Here is a 19,887-nt window from a genome sequence, read left to right as displayed (position 1 = left end):
CCTGCGGAAACGGGGAAAACTACTCAGGCACCGGCGATGGGGCACCGATAATCTGGGCACTGTGAAGGTTTCGCACGGTGTAGTGCTGCTCGGTTGCGCGGCCTTGGTCGCGTCCTTCTGGCTCAAGCCTTCGGTCGCGGGTAACGCCGAGACGGACCGGCAGTCGGACACGCTCGCCGACGCGATCGGCTATCCGCGCCAGGCGGACGCCGCCGGGTTCGCCCGCGCCGCGCTCGCCACGCCGCTGGGGCGCAGCAACGGCTTCGGCGTCCTGGAGATCACGGATCTGCCCCACGACGACCCCCGGGATCCGATGGCCCGGCTGGTCTGGCGGATCCACCACGAGGCGCCGGACACGGACTGGAACGTCGGCTCGGCTACCTTCGACGCCTGCTACCGCGTCGAGTTCGACTACTACGGGACGTCGTCGAGACCATCGCGGATCACCTGCCCGGCCAATGCCGCCGCGGTCACCCCGCCGCCCCTGCCCAGGCGGGACATCTCGCCCGGGTTCGCCCCGGCGCTCGAGGCCGTCCTGTGGCGCCTGCCGGCCACGGCCAGCCCTCAGGAGGTCCGCGCGGCGCTGACTTCAGGGATGCCCGCGCTCCCGGTGGATCCCGAGACCCACCTGGCCGGGGTCCCGCCGGAGGTCTTCGTTCAGGTTCACGGATCCGACGTCGGCGTGGCACTGTTCGCCCGGACGGGCGTCGAGGACACGGACTGCATGATGGGCCGCCGGGTCGGCGGCAAGGTGCGAGTGTGGTCGCTCAGCGCTCGCGATCAGCGGATGGAACTTCCCTGCAGCGCCGAAGCAGCCCTGGCCGCTCCCTAGCAGGCACCGGCTCAGTCCACTCAGATGACTCAGCCCGAGGCAATCGGTTCGTCCGTGGCTAGTGCACCCTCGCCGCATCAGCCAGCCGTCCGTCCGGATGACGACGCATCGATGCCGACACCCATTCCGGTCCGCGGAGAAGCCGCAGCCGTTGTCCGAGCCGGCCGAAGACTCTCGGGAGAAGCTCGACTTCTGCCTCGCGGCTGGCCGGATCCTCGTCGCGCTTCAAGAGAAGACGGTGACCGGCAACCTGCTGACGTCTTCCCCGCGCGTGCCGGGATACGCGGACGCGATCCCTTCAACCGACGACCGAACACCAACCTTCCTCATCACCCCAGGCTCCAGACGACACGTCCGCGCCGCGAGGCAATACGGATCGGCATGAACGCGTAATGCGCATTCATGCGGATTCTCCTGGAGCAGACATGGTTCCGACGACGCCAGCCACGCACCGTTCCCCATATGCGTCGACGGAACACGAAATACCGCAGGTTCACAATCAATGGAAAACCCGATAATATTAATATCGCCCAGTCAGTTCCGTTTAGGTATTCCCATTACTCGTCGCCGAGAATGTGAATAGTTCTGAATGCTGCCTCTTGAATGAAGTTCGCATAGTCCGGTCGAGCGTCGATCGGGTTGGCCGCCCGGGACAATAGTTCTTTGTGATCGACGGGCAGTACCGTACCGATGTCTCGCTCGACAGCATCCCAGGAGCAACCCGGCTTAACCTGGCCAGTCATTGAGCGACGCGAACTATATCGCGGATCGCTCAGCGTCCGCGAGCCGACTCATGAGTTCTCCTTGGTTCGCTGGTCCGCCGTCCCTATCAGTAGCAGAACTTGACATCAACGCCCTAGCGGTAGCTTCCTCGACTTTTTACGTCGGACCAATTTACTCGAATGTACTGGTTGACAATGTTGGCCACGTCGCTAGTTCCATGGAAGCGGGCGGGCCATGAGGTGGCTGGCCTGCATGACCCCGCGCTCGTCCCCAGGGGCCTCGGTCGGTCCTGACGCGCATCCGGAAGCAGTGTCGCGACACAGACGATTCCGCTGGCCGCTCGTAGCGCCGGGTCGCCGAGGCAAGTGAAAGGTTCCATGTCCTCGTACTTGGAATCGTCGGGGGTCGAGCCGGATTCCGGGTGGGGGGTCGACTCTGGGGGCGGGTTTGTTGAGTTCTGCTTCTTTGTCGACGACGGTGCAGGTCTCTGGCCCTCCGCCGACCAGAGCGGGTGCGCGGCATTCGATGAGACCGCGGCCCGCGCGCCGTGGCCAGCAGCCGTCGGTTCGGGCAGCCGGCCAGCAGTGCCTGGTGGAACGCCGTGTGCGGCCGACCACGCGTCGCTGGGACGATCGGCATCGTCGTCGCCGAGAAACGGGGTGCGTTCGAGCACGTGATGCGCGGCCACGGCCTGTGATTCCCAGTGCATGTCGCCGTGCAGCACCGAAAGCCGCAGTACGTGCGACTCGATCTCCACTCGTGCGCGGGGACCACCGCCTCTACAACCACTCGCTCGAGAAGCACACCATTGTCGCCGACTGGTTCGCCGACCGGCTGAAAGCCGGAAGTCCGGCGACCGGCCAGTGAAGGATCACGAACGCGGACGTGCCGACGAGCCCGAAAACTCCCTGCTTCTGCCCTGTCTGCCAGTCGCCGATTCTCCTGCTGCGGCAATTCCCGCTTCGCGAACCCGGAATTCTGCAGTTCGGCTTTGAGATATTGATCATGGCTGGTTCCCATGACCGCGAATTCGCCAGAACGCTTGAACGAATGCGCGTTCCACTGTCCATTGTGGTCGGTGGCGAGCCCGAGACTTCGCGCCGACTGCCGCGGGATGATCGCCGCCCTCGGTGAATTCGATGGGAAAGCGGAGCCATCAGCCGGTCGAGTCGAGGTACCAGGCGTAGTGCGCGTCCGTGCTCGACATCGGGGTCACGGCGCTCGGCTACGTCGGCCTCGTGCGGGTGAGCGAGTTGGCGAAGGCCAGGGTGGCGGCGGCGAAGCGGGCGGGTGATTCGACCGCTGGGCAGTGGCCGGCGCCTTCGACGGTGACGAGCCGGCTGCCGGGGACGGCGTCGAGGATCTGCTGGGCGGATTGCGGGGCGGAGAGGCGGTCTCGGGTTCCCCAGATCAGCAGCAGGGGGTGGCGCACGCGGTCGAGGTGGCAGGCGTCGCGCAGTTCGCGCAGGACCAGTTGGGCGGTGCCGAGGTAGCGGGCGAAGTTCGTGCTGAAGAAACCGGTGTAGGCGTTGAGGAACTCGGGGGTGACGGCGCCGCGGTCGGCGACGGCGATCGAGGTCCAGAAGGCCGCGATGAGCTTGCGGCGGACGCGGTCGGGCAGCAGCCGGATCGGGGCCAGTGGCCAGCGCGGGAGGCGGGCGCCGAGGGCGTGCAGTGCGGTCGCGGCGAGGCCGGCCGGTGGGGCGGCGACGACGCCGAGCAGTTCTTCGGGTGCGCGTTCGGCCAGCCGGAGGGCCAGCGTGCCGCCCGTCGAGTGGCCGACGACGACGGCCGCGCCGGTTTCGGCGAGCAGCTCGTCGAGGAACTTGTCGAGTTGCGGCAGGACCGGGCCGGGGCGCAGCGGGTCGGCGTGGCCGAAGCCGGGGAGGTCGACGGCGATCGCGCGCCGCCCGGCTGCGGCGAGGTGGGCGAAGACGGGTCGCCAGAAGTCGGCGCAGTCGGTGACGCCGTGCACGAACAGCAGGGTGGGCCCGGTGCCGGCCAATTCGAGCAGGCGGGTGCGGGTGCCGGCGACGGTGACGGTTCGTTCGGCGATCGTGGTGCCTGCTTTCGGGGTGAGGATGTGGTGTTCCGGCCGGAAATGGCGGGTGCGGGCGTCGAATCGCCAGGAGAAGTCCGGCCACAGGGTGCTGTTGCGGCCGGTGCGGTCGAGGTACCAGCTTTCGCATCCGCCCTGGAGCCAGACCGAGCCCGCGCTCCGCGTCTGGATGTCGGCGGTGTAGGCGGCCTGTGCCTCGGGCCGGGGTTCGATGGTCGCGGCCGAGCGCAATGCCCGCAGGGACGCGAGGACGTAGTCGATCTGCGACTCGGCCATCAGCACCACGGAGGTGGTGAGGTTGCCGGTGTTCGGGCCGAGCAGCAGGAACAGGTTGGGGAACCCGCTGACCGTGGTGCCGAGGTAGGCGTTGGGGCTGCCGTTCCACGCCTCGTCGAGGGTGCGGCCGTCGCGGCCGCGGATGAAGTGCTGGTGCGGCGCGTCGGTGACGTGGAAGCCGGTGGCGTAGACGATGACGTCGACGTCGCGTTCGGTGCCGTCGGCGGCGACGATCGAGTGCGGCCGGATCTCGGCGATGCCGTCGGTGATCAGGTCCACGGTGGAACAGGTGAACGCCGGGTAGTAGTCGTTGGAGGGGGTGGGGCGCTTGCAGCCCAGCCGGTAGTCGGGAGTGAGCTTGCGGCGCAGTTCCGGGTCGCGGATCTGCCGGCGCAGGTGCGCGCCGACCACGGCTTCCATGGCCCTGGCCTGCCGGCGCGAGCGGGTCCAGGCGCGCACGTACAGTTCGCGCTGGTAGTACACGCCGGCGCGAGGAAGTCGTTGCGCGAACGGGGCCATCCGGTAGAGGGCGCGTTCGAGGCGGCTGGTGCGGCGCCCGGTGTGGGGTGGCACCCATGCGGCGGAGCGCTGGTAGACGTCCAGCCTTCCGGCGATCTTGGCTGCCTCGGGCACGATCTGCACGGCCGTCGCGCCGGTGCCGATGACAGCCACCCGCTTGCCGGTCAGGTCGACGTCGTGGTCCCAGCGTGCGGAGTGGAACGCCGGGCCGGCGAACGTGTCCTTGCCGGGGAAATCGGGGATCTTCGGCGCGGACAGCGGTCCCATCGCGCCGATCAGGCAGGTCGCGGTGTACTCGCCGGAGCTGGTGGCGATCCGCCACCGCTGCTCGGTGTCGTCCCAGCGGGCGCCGGTGACGTCGGTGCCGAACCGGAGGTGGCCGAGCAGGTGCTCGCGTTCGGCGAGGCGGCGCAGGTAGGCGTGGATCTCGGGCTGGCGGGCGTAGGTTTCGGTCCAGTCCGGGTTGGGGGCGAAGGCGAACGAGTACAGCCGCGACGGGGTGTCGCAGCGGCAGCCGGGGTAGGTGTTGGCGAACCAGGTGCCGCCGACGTCGGTGGCGCGTTCGAGCACCGCGAAGTCGTGGATGCCGTCGCGTTTGAGCCGGATCGCCATGCCCAGCCCGGAAAACCCGGCGCCGACGATCAGCGTGTGGAAGTGGTGCCGCTCGTCCGGGATGGCCGAGGGGTTGCGGCGCGGCCCGAGCTTGGCGCCGAAGATCGTGGTGGGGACCGGGTTCCTGGGCGTGGTCATGTGCTGGCTCATTTCTGGGTCGCGGCGAGGTACGCGGTGCGCAGGAACGATCGGCCGGCAAGCCTGCCCGGGTGCCCAGCTGCTCGCTCAGCGCCGCCTTGGCAATGCGGTTGGGCAGCGCGGTTGGGCAGGATGAACTTCTCCCCGAGCATGCGCGGCCCCCTCGGCTAACGGGGAACGACGATCTGCGACGCGGCCGCCTTGGCGAGCGTGGCGATCGCGCGCAGCGCGGTGCCGTAGCCGGCCCGCACCTGGGGGGCGCGTCCGGCCGCGATCCGGTGGAACTGGTGGTTGTGGACCGCCAGCTGCACATAGCCGTCGATCGGGCGGTAGCCGGTCGGCTTCGGGCCGGCGGGCAGCAGCGGCTCGGGCTCGCCGGCCAGCAGCCGCGCCGGGTAGTCGGGCACGAACGCCATCGGCCGGGCGAGGCCGACGACGTCGATCCCGTCGGCGACGAGCCTTTCCATCGCCGCCCGCGTGCGCAGGCCGCCGGTGAGCATCAGCGGGATCGCCGCGCCGGCGCGGACCTTCTCGGCGTAGCGGGCGAAATACGCCTCCCCGTCGGCACGGCGGCCGGGGTGGTGCACGCCCTCCATGGCCGGTTCGGCGTAGGTGCCGCCGGAGATCTCCAGCAGGTCGATTCCCTCGTCGGCCAGCGCGCGGGCCACGTCCAGCGACTCGGCCTCGGACAGCCCGCCCCGCTGGAAGTCGGCCGAGTTCAGCTTCACCGACACCGGCGTCTCCGGGCCGGCCGCGGCGCGGGTGGCGGCGACGATCTCCAGCAGCAGACGGCGGCGCCCCGCGGCGTCGGCGCCGTAGTGATCGGTGCGCGTGTTGGCGAGCGGGGACAGGAACTGCGACAGCAGGAATCCGTGTGCGGCGTGGATCTGCACCCCGTCGAACCCGGCCGCGACGGCCAGCTCGGCGGTCCGGGCGTAGCGGGCGATCAGCTGCCGGATGTCGGTCCCGGACAGCTCGCGCGGCTTGCGCAGGTTGAACCCGGGCACCGGTTCGCGGGTCGCCGAGGGCGCCACCGGCCGCCGGTTCGCCGGCACGGTGCCGACCCGCCCGGGGTGGTTGACCTGCATCCAGATCCGCGCGCCAGTGGCGTGCACGGTGTCGGTCCAGGCACGGAATTCGCCCAGCGCCCGGTCGTCGTCGAGGATGACGTTGCGCGGCTCGACCAGGCTGCGCCGGTCGACCATGACGTTGCCGGTGATCAGCAGGCCCGCGCCGCTGCGTGCCCAGACGGCGTACAGCCGGCGCAGCGCGTCGGTCGGCGTGCCGTCGCGCGCGGCGAGCTGTTCGCTCGTCCCGGCCTTGGCGATCCGGTTCGGCAGCACCGCGCCGCAGGGAAGTTTTACTTGCTGGGAAAGGGTTTCCGACATCACTTCACCTTCTTGTACACGGTGCGCAGGATCGGCCCGGCCAGCCCGCGCGGGCCGTACAGGCCGCCGAGGGTCTGCACTTTCGCGAACGCGCCGGGCACCACCCGGCGCTTGTTCTGGGCCAGCCCCTCGACGGCCAGTTCCGCGGCGCGCTCGGCGGTCACCCACAACGGGCCCGGCACGAGCTTGTCGACGCCGGGTGCGTCCGCGACCGCGGTGAACTCAGTGCGCACCGGTCCGGGCGCGAGCAACGTGCAGCCGACCCCGGTGCCCTTCAGCTCCGCGTGCAGCGACTCGGCGAAGGTGTTGGCGAACGCCTTGCTCGCCGCGTAGGTGGCATTGCGCGGGCTCGGCTGATTGCCCGCGGTCGAGCCGGTGATCAGGATTCCGCCCGCCTTGCGCTCCAGCATCCCGGGCAGCACGGCCAGCGTCAGGTCCTGGACCGCCGTCGCGTTCAGCTCCAGCTGCTCCCGCTCCCGCGCCGGGTCCAAAGCAGACAGCAGGCCGTAGGTGGCGAACCCGGCGTTGTTGCACAGCACGGAGACGTCCCGCTCGGCCAGTTCGGCGGCCAGCTCCGCCCGCTCGCCCCGGTCGGCCAGGTCGCGGGCCCGCACCTCGACCTCGACCCGGCAGCTTTCGGACAGCTTTTCGGCCAGGGCCTTGAGCCGGCCCTCGCGGCGGGCCACCAGGACGAGGGCGTGGCCGCGGCGGGCGAGCGACTCGGCGAGCGCCTCGCCGATGCCGGAGGACGCGCCGGTGATCACCGCCCGGGTGCGGGGCGTGGGCGGGGGCAGGCTCATGCGACCTTCTCCTCGATCTCGCGGAGCGCTGACGGGACGGGGGCGGCGGCGCGGCGCGCGCTCCAGCCGGCGAGCCCGCCGCCCAGCAGCCGGGCCCGGCGGGCATGGCCGCGGACTACCCGGCGCAGCAGCCGGAGCCGGGCCAGCAGCTCGGCGTTCCCGGCCAGGATCGAGCTGCGGGCCGGGACCCGGCGGGCGACCAAAGCGGACAGCGGGACCGGGAACATCCGCTGCGCCGGAGCGATCTCGGCGAGCACGTCCGCCCCGAGCGAGATCATCTTTCCGGCGCCGGAGCGGGGCGCGACCAAGCCGAAGACGTAGATGTTGGCGTAGCCGGGAACCAGCGAGTGCTCCAGCAGCAGCGGCTGTCCGTGCTCCCAGACGAACATCGACTCGTCCAGGAACGGGAAGCGGGTGCGGAAACCGGTCGCCCACACGATGGTGTCGTACTCGCCCGAACTGCCCTCCACGAAGTGCACGGTGCGGCCGTCGAACCGGTCGATCTGCTTGCGCGGCCGGATTTTCCCGTGCCGCAGGTGGTACATCAGCGTCGAGTTGACGGTGACGTCCTTGGCGAACAGCTTGTGGTCCGGCTTCTCCAGCCCGTAGCGGCGGTAGTCGCCGTGGGACAGCCACAGCAGCACCCGGAACGCCGCCCGCTGCACCGGCAGCGGCACCCGCGCGCGGTCCCACTCGGAGCTGGGGATCCCGAAGATCGTCTTCGGGATGAACCAGTACCCGCGGCGCATCGAGATGTCCGCGCGGCCGAAGGTCGCCGCGGCCTCCACCGCGAGGTCGCTGGCCGAGTTGCCGCCGCCGACGACCAGGACCCGGCCGCCCTCGCCGAAGTCGGCCGGACGCCGGTAGTCCTTGGAATGCAGCTGTTTCCCGGCGAACGTGCCCGGATGCGCCGGGATGTTGCGCTCCCAGTAGTGGCCGTTGGCGACCACGACCCCGGCGTACTCGCGGACCTCGCCGCCGGACAGCGTCACCAGCCAGCCCGCCATCCCGGTGCGGTCCACCGGTTCCGCCCGGACGACCTCGGTGTCGAACTCGATGTTCTCGCGCAGCCCGAAGCAGTCGACGTAGTCGTTGAGGTAGGCCAGCATCTGCGCCCAGCTCGGGAACGTCGGATAGTCCGCGGGCATCGGGTGCTCGACGTACTGGGTCGAGTCCTTCGAACTGATCAGATGCGTGGAGTCGTAGACCCCGTGCGCCCAGTTGCCGCCGACGTGGCCGGTCGCCTCGAAGTGGTCGTACCCGATCCCCGCCTGCGCGAACGCCCGGGCCAGCCCATTGCCCGCGTATCCGGCGCCGATGATGCAGAACCTGCCTGAGGCCCCTGTCGCCATGCCCGCCTCCTCCGTGAAAGCTTCACTACTGTAGCTACACAAGTGAAGCTTTGGCAAGCTAGGATTGCCCCATGGCTTCGCCGACCACGCCCAAGCGGCCCTACGCACCGCGCCTGCCCCCGGCCGAGCGCCGGGAACAGCTGCTCGACACCGCGCTGGAGATCATCAACACCGACGGCGTGGCCGCCGTGTCCGTCGACGCCGTCGCCAGACTGGCCGGCGTCACCCGCCCGGTCGTCTACGGCCAGTTCACCGACTCCGACCACATCCTGCGCGAACTGCTCGACCGCGAGGGCCGGCGCGCACTCGCCCAGCTCGCCGCGGTGATCCCCGCCGACCTGACGACCGCCGACCCGGTCGAGACGTTCACCACCGTCGCCCGCGGCTTCTTCGACGCCGTGCTCGCCGAGCCCGCCCGGTGGCGCTCCATCCTGCTGCCGGTCGACGCCTCCCCGCCGCCGGTACGCAAGCACAAGGAACGCAGCGAAGCGCTCGTGCGCGCCCGCTTCGCCGACCTCACCCGCCACTTCCTCCGCGGCCGTCCTGGCGCCGAGGACATCGACGTCGACCTCCTGGCGCACCTCCTGCTCAACGCACTGGAAGAAGCCGGCCGCCTGCTCCTGCGCGCTCCAGGCCAGTACCCGCCGGAACGCCTCACCGCCATGGCCCGGTTCCTCGCCGAAACCCTGATCCACCGCTACCCGTAACGCGCTCCCGAAATCCGCGCCCGGCATCGTCAGGCGAGGCGTTGAAGCCGTCCCGCGGCTGGCCGTGGCTGACCGGTGCCGAACGCGGCACCTGCCGGCGCCCGCGTGGTCATGCTCGTGGACAGGTCCGCCGAGTCGATCTTCCCGGCGGAGGGCGAGGTGTTCGCCGCAGTCGGGCTGAAGGGGCCGAGGCCGGGTTCGCAGCGATGCCGCGGCAGCCAGTGCTCGGTGGTTCGGTGCCGGTTGCCATGCCGCCCGCACTCGCCAAGCGCGCAGCGGGTGGGTCTCGTTCCGGATCAGCGTGCGGTCTGGCAGTTCGGCGCAGTGCCTTCGCCCAGCGTCCGGTGATCGCGTTCCTCCGGGGCGTTCGGACCCGAGCAGCACCGCGGCTCGGGACACTGCTGCCGGAGCCGGTCGTCAGGTCCGCAACGCGGCGACGACGGCTTCGGCGACAGGGCGAGCGCTGCTAGGGTTCTGACCGGTGATCAGCCGGCCGTCGGTCACCACGTACGGATCGAACGGCTTGTCGGCGATGCTGTAGTTCGCTCCGCGCTTTTTCAGTTCGTCCTGCAAGCTGAACGGCACCGCGTCGGCGCGCTGCGCGGCTTCCTCCTCCGGCCAGGAGAACCCCGTCACGTTCTTGCCCTTCACCAGCGGGGCCCCGTCGTCCCGGACGACCTCCAGCAGGCCGGCCGGGCCGTGGCAGACCGCGGACACGATCCGCCCGCTGTCGTAGAAGCGGGCGGTCAGCTCGGCCAGTTCCTTGTCCCGGAAGTCGAACATGACCCCGTGGCCGCCGGTGAAGTAGATCGCGTCGTAGTCCTCGACGTTCACCTCACTGGCTTTCTTGGTGTTCACCAGCAGGTCCATGAACTCGCGATCGCGGTACCGCCGGTCCGTGCCCAGCTCGCCGAGGACGTCGTGGGCCAGGCTCTCGGGGTCGATCGGCACGTACCCGCCCGCCGGGCTGGCGAGGTCGAGGTCGAAGCCGCTTTCTTGGGCGCAGTCGTAGAAGTGGGTCAGCTCGCCCAGCCACAGCCCGGTCCGCATCCCGGCCTTCTCGTACTCCCGGGCGTTCGTGACGATGATCAACATCCTCTGGGTGGCCATGCTCGTTCTCCCACGATCCGTCGAACTGTCTGGCTTACCCCCGGCTACCCGCTGCGCCGCATCTCAATCGTGCGCCGCGGCGCCTGCGCGGACCGGCTCCGGAACCCCGCGGGCGCCAGCCTCCGGCTCGACCGCAAGAACGTCCAAGAAACCCCGCAGAAACGTCCTCCCTTCGCCGGGAGCCATCCCGCTACAGTTTCGGAAATCGCTGCTCAACCGGTTATTCGCGGTGCCGGCACAGTTCCCGCGCCACCTCTTTCGCGGGGGGGCCGGCGCGCTGACCGCGCACCGGATCGAATCGCCACACCGAAGGATGACGACTGTGACAACGACGTCCCACAGCGTTGAAGCCGATTACGACGCGATCGTGATCGGCGCCGGATTTTCCGGTCTCTACATCCTCAAACGACTGCGCGACCTGGGTCTGTCCGCCCGGCTCTACGAAGCCGGCAGCGGAGTAGGCGGCGCCTGGTACTGGAACCGCTATCCGGGAGCGCGGACCGACTCCGACAGCATGATCTACTGCTTCTCGGAATGGTTCGACGAGGATCTCGTGCGGGAGTGGGGCTGGCGGGAGCGCTACTCGAGCCAGCCCGAACTGGAACGTTACTTCAACTGGGTCGCCGACCGGCTGGACCTCCGGCGGGACATCGACTTCGACACGCGGCTGCGCTCCGCCGTCTACGACGAGCAGGCGGCGCTCTGGACGCTGACCACCGAGCAAGGCTCCGTCGCGACCGCGCGTTACTTCATCCCGGCCGTCGGCGCTCTGTCCGACCCGAACGTCCCGGACTTCCCCGGGCTCGCGGACTTCCAGGGGCCCTGCCACCATTCGGCACAGTTCCCGAAGGACGGCATCGACTTCGCCGGAAAACGGGTCGCGGTCATCGGAAACGGAGCCACCGGCGTCCAGATCGTGCCCGAGGTGGCGAAGACGGCGGACTCCGTCCGGCATTTCATCCGGAATCCCTGCCATCTCGTGCCGGGCCGCAACCATGTTCTCGCCGAGGCGGACGTCGAAGCGACGAAAGAGGCGATCACCGAGATCCTCGGCTATTCCCGGAACACCTTCGGCGGATTTCCCTACGATTTTCTCGGCACGGCGCTCGATACGTCCCCGGCCGAGCGGCAGGCGGCGTACCAGAAGAGCTGGGAGCAGGGCGGGTTCACCTTCCTGTTCCTGTTCGCCGACGTCCTGGCCAGCCGGGAGGCCAACGACACGACGATGGACTTCCTCCGGGAAAAGATCCGGACGCTGGTCCGCGACCCCGCGACCGCCGGACTCGTCACGCCGACCGACCCGTGGCTGACCAAGCGTCCTCCGCTGGAGCACGGCTACTACTCGGCGCTCAACCGGGACAACGTCCACGTCGTCGACATCAAGGCGAACCCGGTCGACGCCGTCACCTCGAACGCGATCCGGCTGGCCGACGGGACCGAGCACGAGGCCGACGTCATCCTGCTCGCCACCGGTTTCGACTCCTACACCGGTTCGCTGAGCAAGATCGCCATCCGGGGGCGCGACGAACTGCCGCTGACGGCCCGGTGGGCCGATCGGCCGCGCAACCACCTGGGCCTGATGAGCGCGAAGTTCCCCAACATGTTCATGCTCTACTGCGGCCCGTACAACCCCGCCCCGTTCACCAACGGCCCCACGCTGATCGAGCAGCAGGCCGAGTGGATCCTGGACTGGATCCAGTACCTCGACGCCAACGGCCACGTCGCCATGGAGCCGACCGAAGCGGCCGAGGAGGAGTTCTTCGCGCTGCATTCGGAGATCGCGAACTCGACGCTGATCCCCGAGACGTCGTCGTGGTGGACCCGCGCGGCCGGCGCGGACGAGCCGCGGCTGGTGATGTCCTGGGCTGGCGGCTTCCCCGAGTACCGGCGCTTGTGCGACGTGAACGCGGCCGGGAAGACGGACCATTTCGTGCTCCGCTGAGGATCCCGCCCCTTTCCCGTCTTCACTTCCGGCGCCCGTGCCCGCCGGACCGGACGGCGCGGCACGGCCGATCCGCACCCCCCGATGAACGGAGATGATCATGTCGCTCGACGCACGCACCGCGCAGTGGCTCGAAGGGCTCGCTGCCTCAGGTTTGCCGCCGCTGAACGAATTGCCGGTGCCCGCCGCCCGCGAGGCATTCGCCGGCGCGGTTTCGGCATACGGGATCGCGACTTCCGCAGCGGCCCGCATCGAAGAGCGGTCTGTCGAGACTCCGCACGGCGACGTGCCGGTGCGGCTGTACACGCCGGAGGGATCTGGTCCCTTCCCCGTGCTGGTTTACTTCCACGGCGGCGGGTGGGTGCTCGGGGACCTGGACACCGCGGACGGCGTCTGCTCCTACCTCGCCACGCACAGCCACGCGGTCGTCGCCTCGGTCGGGTACAGCCTTTCCCCGGAGGCCAGGGCACCCGTCGCCGCCGAGCAGTGCCACGCGGTGACCCAGTGGGTGGCCGACAACGCCGCGCTCGTCAACGCCGACCCGGAACGCATCGCCGTGGGCGGCGACAGCGCCGGGGCGAATCTCGCCGCCGTGGTAGCGCTCATGGCGCGGGAAGCCGCCGGACCGAGGCTCGTCCACCAGCTGCTGTTTTACCCGGTGGTGACCCGGCAAACCGACGCGGAATCCTATGCCGCGTACGGCGATGGCTACTTCCTGACCAAGGCCATGATGGAGTGGTTCTTCGACCACTACCTCGACGGCGGGGACGGCACGGACTGGCGGATTTCGCCGCTGGCCGCGAAATCGCTGGCGGAGCTGCCCGAAGCCCACGTGATCGTGGCCGAATGCGACCCCACCCGCGACGACGCGGAGAAGTTCGCCGCCGACCTCGCCGCAGCCGGGACCACGGTGACGTTGCAACGCTTCACCGGCCAGATCCACGGGTTCGTCTCGCTCGCCGAGGCGATGCCCGAGGGGAAGGCCGCGCTGGCGGACGCGGCGGCCCGGCTGCGCGGGACGTTCCGTCGCGGCTGGGAACCGCGGGTCTGGCTCGCCCGCTGAGATGGTCCGCTTCGCACCATCCCGTCCGACCCCCGACCACCAACCCCGGTGCCGCGCGCACCGGTCCGACGAAGAAAGGCCGTCATGGCAGCGGTAGCTACGATCGAGGGGGCCGGACCGGCACGCGTCCTGGTCCTGCACGGGTGGGCGTTGGACAGCACGGTCTGGGCGATGTCCCGCTCCTTCACCGACCTGGCGCGCTTCACCTACGCCTATCTCGACTTCCCCGGATACGGGGCGGCCAGCAAGGAAGCACCGGCCGCGGGTCTGGACGAGATGGCGCGGGACGCCCTGGCAGCCGCCGGCGAGCTGGGCTGGGACCGCTTTTCGGTCCTCGGCCACTCCATGGGCGGAGCCGCCGCGATCAGGCTCGCCACGCTGGCCCCGGACCGGGTGCAGGGCGTGGTCGCGCTGACGCCCGTGGCGGCGGGCGGAACCCCGCTCCCGCAGGACACCTACGCGGGATTCGACGCCTCGTTCCCCACTCCGGCACCGGTTCTGCAGCCCCTCGCCCCGAACCTCACCGACCGTCAGGTGGCGAACCTCGTCGCGAGGTGCCACCAAACGATGGACCAGGCGACGTGGTCGGCCTATCTGAAGAACTGGACCGGCGCCGACTTCGTGAAGGAACTCGGCGCTTTCCCGGGGCCGGTCCGGATCTGCTACGGCGCGGACGACGGGCTCGTGAACGCCGCCTACCTCGAGGAGACCGTCACCGGTCTCGCGCGGGCCGATCTGGTCCGGCTCGAGGGCGCCGGGCACTACCCGATGCTGGAGCAGCCGGAGGCCAGCGTGGCCCAGTGGGAGGATGCGCTGCGGCATCCTTAGTCCCCGGAATTCCCGGTCCCCTGGGCTGAGCCGGTCCACCGGGTCCCCGGTCGCTCGTTGCGGACGGCCGTCCGATGTGTGACGGTTGGACGTCGCCGTGCCGGGCCCCGGTGGACCGGCCGCATCGAAGCGACGGGTTCTCATCGTGGAGACGACGTGCACGCTGCCATCAAAGTCGATGAAGTGCCGCGCTGGGTGCCGGGAAAGCTGACCTTGCACAGTCCCGCGCGGGAGTGGCCCGGCCTCACGCTGCGCGGGTACTCCTATCCCGGTCATGTCGTCGACGTGCCGCCGCTGCGCGACTACCTGGTGATCGGCTACCGGCGAGGGTCGACCCTGATGCGCCGGCGGCTCGGGGGGCCGTGGAGCGAGGACGAGGTCCGCCCGGGGGACGTGACGCTGCTGACCTCCGGCGCGGAGACGCAGTGGGAATGGCCGGGCCGGATCGACGTGATCCACAGCTACGTCCGGGCCGCACACCTGGAACAGACCTGCCGCGACATGTTCGATCGCGAGATCTCCGGCATCGAGCTGACCGACACGCTCAGGGCCGGCGACCCGCATCTGTTCCAGACCCTGATGAACCTGGCCCGCGAGGCGCGCGAACCGCAGGCGGGCTGGCACCTCGTCGTGGACGCGCTCACGATCCAGCTGGGCGTGCAGCTGCTGCGCAACCACGCCAGGATCGCCTTCGCCCCGATCCGGGCCGCGCGAGGGCTGACGTCGCGCCAGCTCGACACGGTGACCGAGTACGTGGCCGCCAACCTGCACCGCAACGTGACCCTCGACGAGCTGGCCGGCTCGGTTTCGCTCAGCCGCTTCCATTTCTCCCGCCAGTTCCGCGCGGCCACTGGCAAGACTCCGCACGAATTCGTGCTGCGGCAGCGTCTCGACCGGGTGCGGCAGCTCCTCCGCCGCAGCGACCGCCCGATCTCGGCGATCGCGCACGAATGCGGATTCGCCGACCAGAGCCATCTCTCCCGGGTCTTCCGGAAGCACTTCGGCTTGACCCCGGGCGACTTCCGGGCCGGCGGGACCTGACCCCGCCCGGGCCGTTCTCCGGCGGCTAGCTGCGCCTGCCGGGGACAGGATGGTCGGCGAGGATGTCCGCGCTCGCCTTCTCGCTGGCCAAGTAGACGGCGCTGGCGATGAAAAAGCCTGGGATGTCGGGGAAGACCGAGGCGTCGACGACGCGCAGTCCCGAGACTCCGCGGACGCGGAACTGGCCGTCGAGCACGCCGTCCGGGTCGTCGCCGGCGCCGATCTTCGCCGTGCCGCAGGCGTGGTGTCCCCAGGCCTGGGTGCGGACGAACTCGGCGAGCCGGTCCCGGGTGCGGACGTCCGGGCCCGGAAGCAGTTCCCCGCGGACGATGTCGCCCGCGTGCCGTGCCACGTCCCGGGCGATCTCGATGCCTTCGACGACTCCGGCGAGGTCGTCCTCCCAGCCGGCCGAGCCGTCCTCGAAGTACCGGAAGCGGATGTCCGGGGCGTCCAGCGGGTCGGCGGAGACGAGAGCGACCGTGCCCGCGCGGTTGCGGGTGTGGCCCTTGAGCACCAGCACGGACATCCGGTTCTTGTGCGCGACGGCGTCCGGGGCATAGCCCGGGTAATAGCCGCGGAAGTCGATGGGCAGCGCGAAGACGATCAAATCCGGGTCGCCGTCCGAAACGCTCGACTTGGCGACGATGGCCGCGAGGGAACCGTTCGTGGTGTACGGCCCGTCGCGGTCGGTTTCCCATTCCGTGTACAGGGCGTCCGCGGCGGCGCTGTCCGGCGGGACGTCCAGCGGCGAATCGCCGAACACCGGGTAGTCGCGGGCCATTTCGCTCACGACCGACACCTCGTACCGGTCGTGGAGGTTCTTGCCCACGCCCGGGAGATCGGCGCGGACCTCGATCCCGAGCGACTCGAGGTGCGCACGCGGCCCGATGCCGGAGAGCATGAGCAATTGCGGTGTGTTGTAGGCGCCGCCGCTGAGGATGACTTCGCGCCGCGCGAACACCCGCCGAGGCGCCGGGTCGAACCGGGGAACGGAGTCTTCGTCCTTCCCGGTTCCTCGCTGCGCACACGTGCCGCCCGGCCGGTCGTCGGGGCCGCCGCTGGCCCGGTAGATCCTCTTGCCGGCGACGTATTCCACCCCGGTCGCGCGGTCGCCGTCGAACAGCACCCTCGTCGCGAGTGCGTTCAGCCGCACGGCGAGCCGATCCGGGAACTCCGCGAGCGTCGAGACGAGCCGTTCGCGGCTGCCGTTGCGTTCTCCGTCCCGCACGGCGACCGGGATGAAGGTCATGCCCGCGAAGCCGGCTTCGACCGTGTCGAGAGCGTTCGGGTCGCGGGGCAGCGAGACGTCCTCCGGGATGCCGAAGCGCTCCCGGGCGGTCTTCTCCATCGCCTCGATGATCCGCAGGAACATCGGTTCCCGGCCGCCGATGTCCGGCCGCGCGCGGGTGGTTCCCAGCCACCCGTCGCGGCCGTGGCCGGCCTTGCGGTCGCGGTCGGCGGGGGTGTCCCCGGGCATCGGCTCGGCGTCCTTGCCCCGCCACCGTTCCATCGCCCGGAAGTGCGCGCGCATGGCCTCCGGAGACCATCCGGGGTCTCCGGTGAGCGAGGCCAGCCGGGCCCAGTCGCTCGGATGGGGGTAGATGGTCACCATCGCGCTGATCGCGGTGCTGCCGCCCAGCGTGGCGCCGCGCGGGTACAGGATGCCGCCGCGGTGCGGAACGTACTTCTCGTCGCGGCGCTCGGCGGCGTCGTTTTCGTGGTGCCGGACGAAGAAGTTCCAGGCCATATCCGGATCTTCGCTGGCATACGCCTGCATGATCGGGATCGAGTAGTACGGGCAGGAATGGTCGTCGCCCGCTTCGAGCACCAGCACCGAATGACCCGCGCGCGCGAGGTTCGCCGCCAGCGGACCGCCGCCCGCGCCCGACCCGACGATCACGAAATCGTAGGTCTCCTCGACCTTTTCGTCCTGTCCCGCCACCCCGGGAACCGTACTGCCGCAGCCGTCCGCTCGCGACATTTCACACCGTCCGCAGGACGACCTTGCCGAGTTTGCCCGGCGAGCCCAGCCGGGCATAAGCGTCGGGCGCCCGCTCCAACGGATAAACGCTGTCGATCGGGACCGTGAGCTTTTGTGCCGCGAGGGCGGCGAAAAGCCCTTGGCGCACCCGGTGCGCGAGGACGGTCTTCTCGTGCGTGCTGCGGGACCGGATGCTCGAGCCGAGCACCCGGCCGCGGTTCTTCATCAGGTCGAACAACCGCAGCGACACCTCCTCCCCCGCGCCGACGCCGATGACCAGGATCCGGCCGTACGGCTTGAGCCACCGCACGCGCCGCAAGCAGTCCGGGCCCCCGACCAGCTCGACGATGACGTCGTAGGGCCCGTGGTCCTCTTCCTCGTCCGGAGTCACGACCGTCGCCCGCGGCGTCAGCTCGCGCACTCCCGCGTGCAGCTCCGCACGACGCACGCTCGCGACGACTTCGGCTCCCGCGAGACCGGCGACCTGCGCCATCGCGGTGCCGACCCCGCCCGCCGCGCCGGTGACCAGCACCCGCTCGCCGGGCCGCACGCCGGCCTGGTCGACGAGCCCGTCCCAGGCGGTGCTGAACGCCTCCGGAAACCCGGCCGCGTGGACGTCGTCGATCGCGTCCGGGACGGGCAGCAGCAGCCCCGCGGGGATCGCGAGCCGTTCGGCGTGCCCGCCGCCGCCCACCACCGCCATGACCCGGTCGCCCGGGCTCCATCCGGACACCTCGCGGCCGGTTTCTTCGACCACGCCGGCGATCTCCAGCCCGGGGATGTCCTCCGGCCAGCCCGGCGGGGCCGGGTAGGCGCCCCGCGCCTGCTGGAGATCCGCCGCGTTCAGCCCCGCGGCGTGCACCCGGACGACCACCTGGTCGTCCGCGGCGACGGGATCGGCCGCCTCGCCGAGGACGAACCGGCCGTCCTCGATCCTTGCTGCGCGCATGCGCGTTCGCTCCTTTCCCGTCGGCTCAGACGGCGTACACGTGCTCGACCTCGGGCGGCGCGGCGAAGTACTCGCCCACGAGTTCCCGCCACCGCTGGAAATCCGGGGATCCGCGGAATTTGACCGTGTGGTGTTCGACTGTCTCCCAGGTGACGACGAGCCGGTAGCGTGCCGGATTTTCGATACTGCGCCACAGCACGGCTGCCTGGCATCCGTCGGCGCGGTCGAAGATCGGCTTGGCCTCTGCCACTCCCTTCTCGAACTCCTGCTCCGTCCCGGGACGGACCTCGATCTGCGCGATTTCCCGGATCATCCGGATCTCCTTTTCCCTGGCTGGTTTCGGCTGGCTCGTCATCCGACGTAAGGACGCTCCCGGCGCAGTTCCTCGCGGGCGACGGAGCGGCGGTGCACGGCGTCGGGGCCGTCGACGATGCGCAAGACGCGTGCCCAGGAGTAGAAGTAGGCGAGCGGGAAGTCGTCGCTGACCCCCGCGCCGCCGAAGACTTCGATGGCCCGGTCGATGACGGCGGCGGCCATGTTCGGGGCGGCGACCTTGATCGCGCCGATCTCCGTGGCCGCCCCTTTCGCGCCGTGCCGGTCGATCAGCCAGGCTGTCTTGAGCACGAGCAGACGCGCCTGGTCGATCTCGATGCGGGACTGCGCGATCAGGTCGCGGACCACGCCCTGGTCCGCCAGCGGCCCGCCGAACGCGTGCCGGTTCCGGGCGCGATCGACCATCAGCGCCAGCGCCCGTTCGGCCATGCCGATCGCCCGCATGGCGTGGTGCACCCGGCCGGGCCCGAGCCGGGCCTGGGCGATCATGAAGCCGTCGCCCTCGGCGGCGATCCGGTTCCCGGCCGGGACGCGGACGTCGTCGAAGGCGATCTCGGAGTGCCCGTGCTGGTCCTGGTAGCCGAAGATCGGCAGGTGCCGGACGATGCGCACGCCGGGGGTGCCGCGGGGCACGAGCAGCATCGACTGCTGGCGGTGCGCGGGGGCGTCCGGGTCGGTCCGGCCCATCACGACGAAGATTTCGCAGCGTTCGTCGGCCGCGCCGGTGATCCACCATTTGCGCCCGTTGACGACGTAGTCGCCGCCGTCGCGGACGATCGAGGTGGCGATGTTGCGGGCGTCCGAGCCGGCGACTCCGGGTTCGGTCATCGCGAACGCGGAGCGGATCCTGCCCTCCAGCAGCGGTTCCAGCCATCGGCTCCGCTGTTCTTCGGTGCCGAACATCTGCAGGATCTCCATGTTCCCGGTGTCCGGGGCGGCGCAGTTCATCGCTTCCGGGGCCAGGACCGGCGACCAGCCGGAGATCTCGGCGAGAGTGGCGTAGTCGACGTTGTCCAGCCCGGACACGGCGGGCAGGAACAGGTTCCACAGGCCGCGCCGCCGCGCTTCCCGTTTGAGGTCGTCGAGCACGGGCGGCGTGGCGTGGTCGGGGTTCTCGGCCCGCCAGTCGCGGTAGGTCGCTTCGGCGGGGAAGACGTGCTCCCGCATGAAGTCCCACAGCCGTTCGGACAGCTCCGCGGCCCGGGGGGACAAACTGAAGTCCATTGTGGATTCT

General features: G+C 70.1%; 15 protein-coding genes. 6 read left to right on the top strand and 9 right to left on the bottom strand.

What is annotated here, in order from left to right; all coding sequences use genetic code 11:
- The first annotated feature begins 61 nt into the window (after positions 1-61).
- Complete coding sequence (locus F9C11_RS17485; protein ID WP_409185936.1) at positions 62-832, top strand: hypothetical protein; 771 nt, start codon at positions 62-64, stop codon at positions 830-832.
- A 1,948-nt stretch (positions 833-2,780) separates the two neighbouring features.
- Here F9C11_RS17485 and F9C11_RS17480 read toward each other — a convergent pair.
- The 4 genes from F9C11_RS17480 to F9C11_RS17465 all read right to left on the bottom strand — a co-directional run bounded on the left by F9C11_RS17480 (position 2,781) and on the right by F9C11_RS17465 (position 8,699).
- On the bottom strand, positions 2,781-5,159 hold the full coding sequence (locus tag F9C11_RS17480; protein WP_409185935.1) for an alpha/beta fold hydrolase: 2,379 nt from the start codon (positions 5,157-5,159) through the stop codon (positions 2,781-2,783).
- Between the two features lie 167 nt (positions 5,160-5,326).
- Entirely contained in the window at positions 5,327-6,547 is a 1,221-nt protein-coding gene (locus F9C11_RS17475) for an NADH:flavin oxidoreductase (RefSeq protein WP_409185934.1), read from the bottom strand.
- Positions 6,547-7,347, bottom strand: a complete 801-nt coding sequence (locus tag F9C11_RS17470) for an SDR family NAD(P)-dependent oxidoreductase (RefSeq protein ID WP_409185933.1) — start codon at positions 7,345-7,347, stop codon at positions 6,547-6,549. Before F9C11_RS17470 ends, F9C11_RS17475 begins: the two co-directional genes overlap by 1 nt.
- On the bottom strand, positions 7,344-8,699 hold the full coding sequence (locus F9C11_RS17465) for a flavin-containing monooxygenase (RefSeq protein ID WP_409185932.1): 1,356 nt from the start codon (positions 8,697-8,699) through the stop codon (positions 7,344-7,346). The genes F9C11_RS17470 and F9C11_RS17465 overlap by 4 nt, the downstream gene beginning before the upstream one ends.
- 71 nt (positions 8,700-8,770) lie before the next feature.
- On the opposite strand from F9C11_RS17465, the gene F9C11_RS17460 reads away from it, so the two are divergent.
- On the top strand, positions 8,771-9,406 hold the full coding sequence (locus F9C11_RS17460) for a TetR/AcrR family transcriptional regulator (RefSeq protein WP_409185931.1): 636 nt from the start codon (positions 8,771-8,773) through the stop codon (positions 9,404-9,406).
- 417 nt (positions 9,407-9,823) lie between these two features.
- Here F9C11_RS17460 and F9C11_RS17455 read toward each other — a convergent pair whose 3' ends face one another.
- A complete protein-coding gene (locus tag F9C11_RS17455; protein ID WP_409185930.1) occupies positions 9,824-10,516 on the bottom strand; it encodes a type 1 glutamine amidotransferase domain-containing protein in 693 nt (230 codons plus the stop codon).
- 322 nt (positions 10,517-10,838) lie between these two features.
- On the opposite strand from F9C11_RS17455, the gene F9C11_RS17450 reads away from it, so the two are divergent.
- The 4 genes from F9C11_RS17450 (at position 10,839) to F9C11_RS17435 (ending at position 15,390) form a co-directional block, all read left to right on the top strand.
- Positions 10,839-12,458, top strand: a complete 1,620-nt coding sequence (locus F9C11_RS17450) for a flavin-containing monooxygenase (protein ID WP_409185929.1) — start codon at positions 10,839-10,841, stop codon at positions 12,456-12,458.
- Between the two features lie 100 nt (positions 12,459-12,558).
- A complete protein-coding gene (locus F9C11_RS17445) occupies positions 12,559-13,521 on the top strand; it encodes an alpha/beta hydrolase (protein WP_409185928.1) in 963 nt (320 codons plus the stop codon).
- A gap of 84 nt (positions 13,522-13,605) precedes the next feature.
- The gene (locus tag F9C11_RS17440) at positions 13,606-14,349 is read left to right on the top strand and encodes an alpha/beta fold hydrolase (protein ID WP_409185927.1); all 744 of its coding nucleotides are present in this window, start codon (positions 13,606-13,608) and stop codon (positions 14,347-14,349) included.
- 156 nt (positions 14,350-14,505) lie between these two features.
- Positions 14,506-15,390 carry a helix-turn-helix domain-containing protein gene (locus F9C11_RS17435; RefSeq protein WP_409185926.1) on the top strand — a complete coding sequence of 295 codons (885 nt, stop codon included), beginning with the start codon at positions 14,506-14,508 and terminating at the stop codon, positions 15,388-15,390.
- Between the two features lie 25 nt (positions 15,391-15,415).
- On the opposite strand, the gene F9C11_RS17430 is transcribed toward F9C11_RS17435, so the two are convergent.
- Genes F9C11_RS17430 through F9C11_RS17415 form a run of 4 tightly spaced genes read right to left on the bottom strand, consistent with a single transcriptional unit; the run spans position 15,416 to position 19,877 of the window.
- Positions 15,416-17,332 carry a GMC family oxidoreductase gene (locus F9C11_RS17430; RefSeq protein WP_409185925.1) on the bottom strand — a complete coding sequence of 639 codons (1,917 nt, stop codon included), beginning with the start codon at positions 17,330-17,332 and terminating at the stop codon, positions 15,416-15,418.
- 40 nt (positions 17,333-17,372) lie between these two features.
- Positions 17,373-18,320: an alcohol dehydrogenase catalytic domain-containing protein gene (locus F9C11_RS17425; protein WP_409185924.1), complete on the bottom strand. Its 948-nt coding sequence runs from the start codon at positions 18,318-18,320 to the stop codon at positions 17,373-17,375.
- Between the two features lie 25 nt (positions 18,321-18,345).
- A complete protein-coding gene (locus tag F9C11_RS17420; RefSeq protein WP_409185923.1) occupies positions 18,346-18,633 on the bottom strand; it encodes an antibiotic biosynthesis monooxygenase family protein in 288 nt (95 codons plus the stop codon).
- A 38-nt stretch (positions 18,634-18,671) separates the two neighbouring features.
- Positions 18,672-19,877 (bottom strand): acyl-CoA dehydrogenase family protein, encoded by a 1,206-nt coding sequence (locus F9C11_RS17415; protein ID WP_409185922.1) that lies wholly within the window; start codon positions 19,875-19,877, stop codon positions 18,672-18,674.
- Positions 19,878-19,887 lie beyond the last annotated feature (10 nt).

Origin of the sequence: Amycolatopsis sp. VS8301801F10, assembly GCF_046195355.1 — a bacterium.
GTDB lineage: Bacteria > Actinomycetota > Actinomycetes > Mycobacteriales > Pseudonocardiaceae > Amycolatopsis.
The sequence above is the reverse complement of the archived record's forward strand: the minus strand, read 5'-3'. Positions and strand labels throughout refer to the sequence as shown.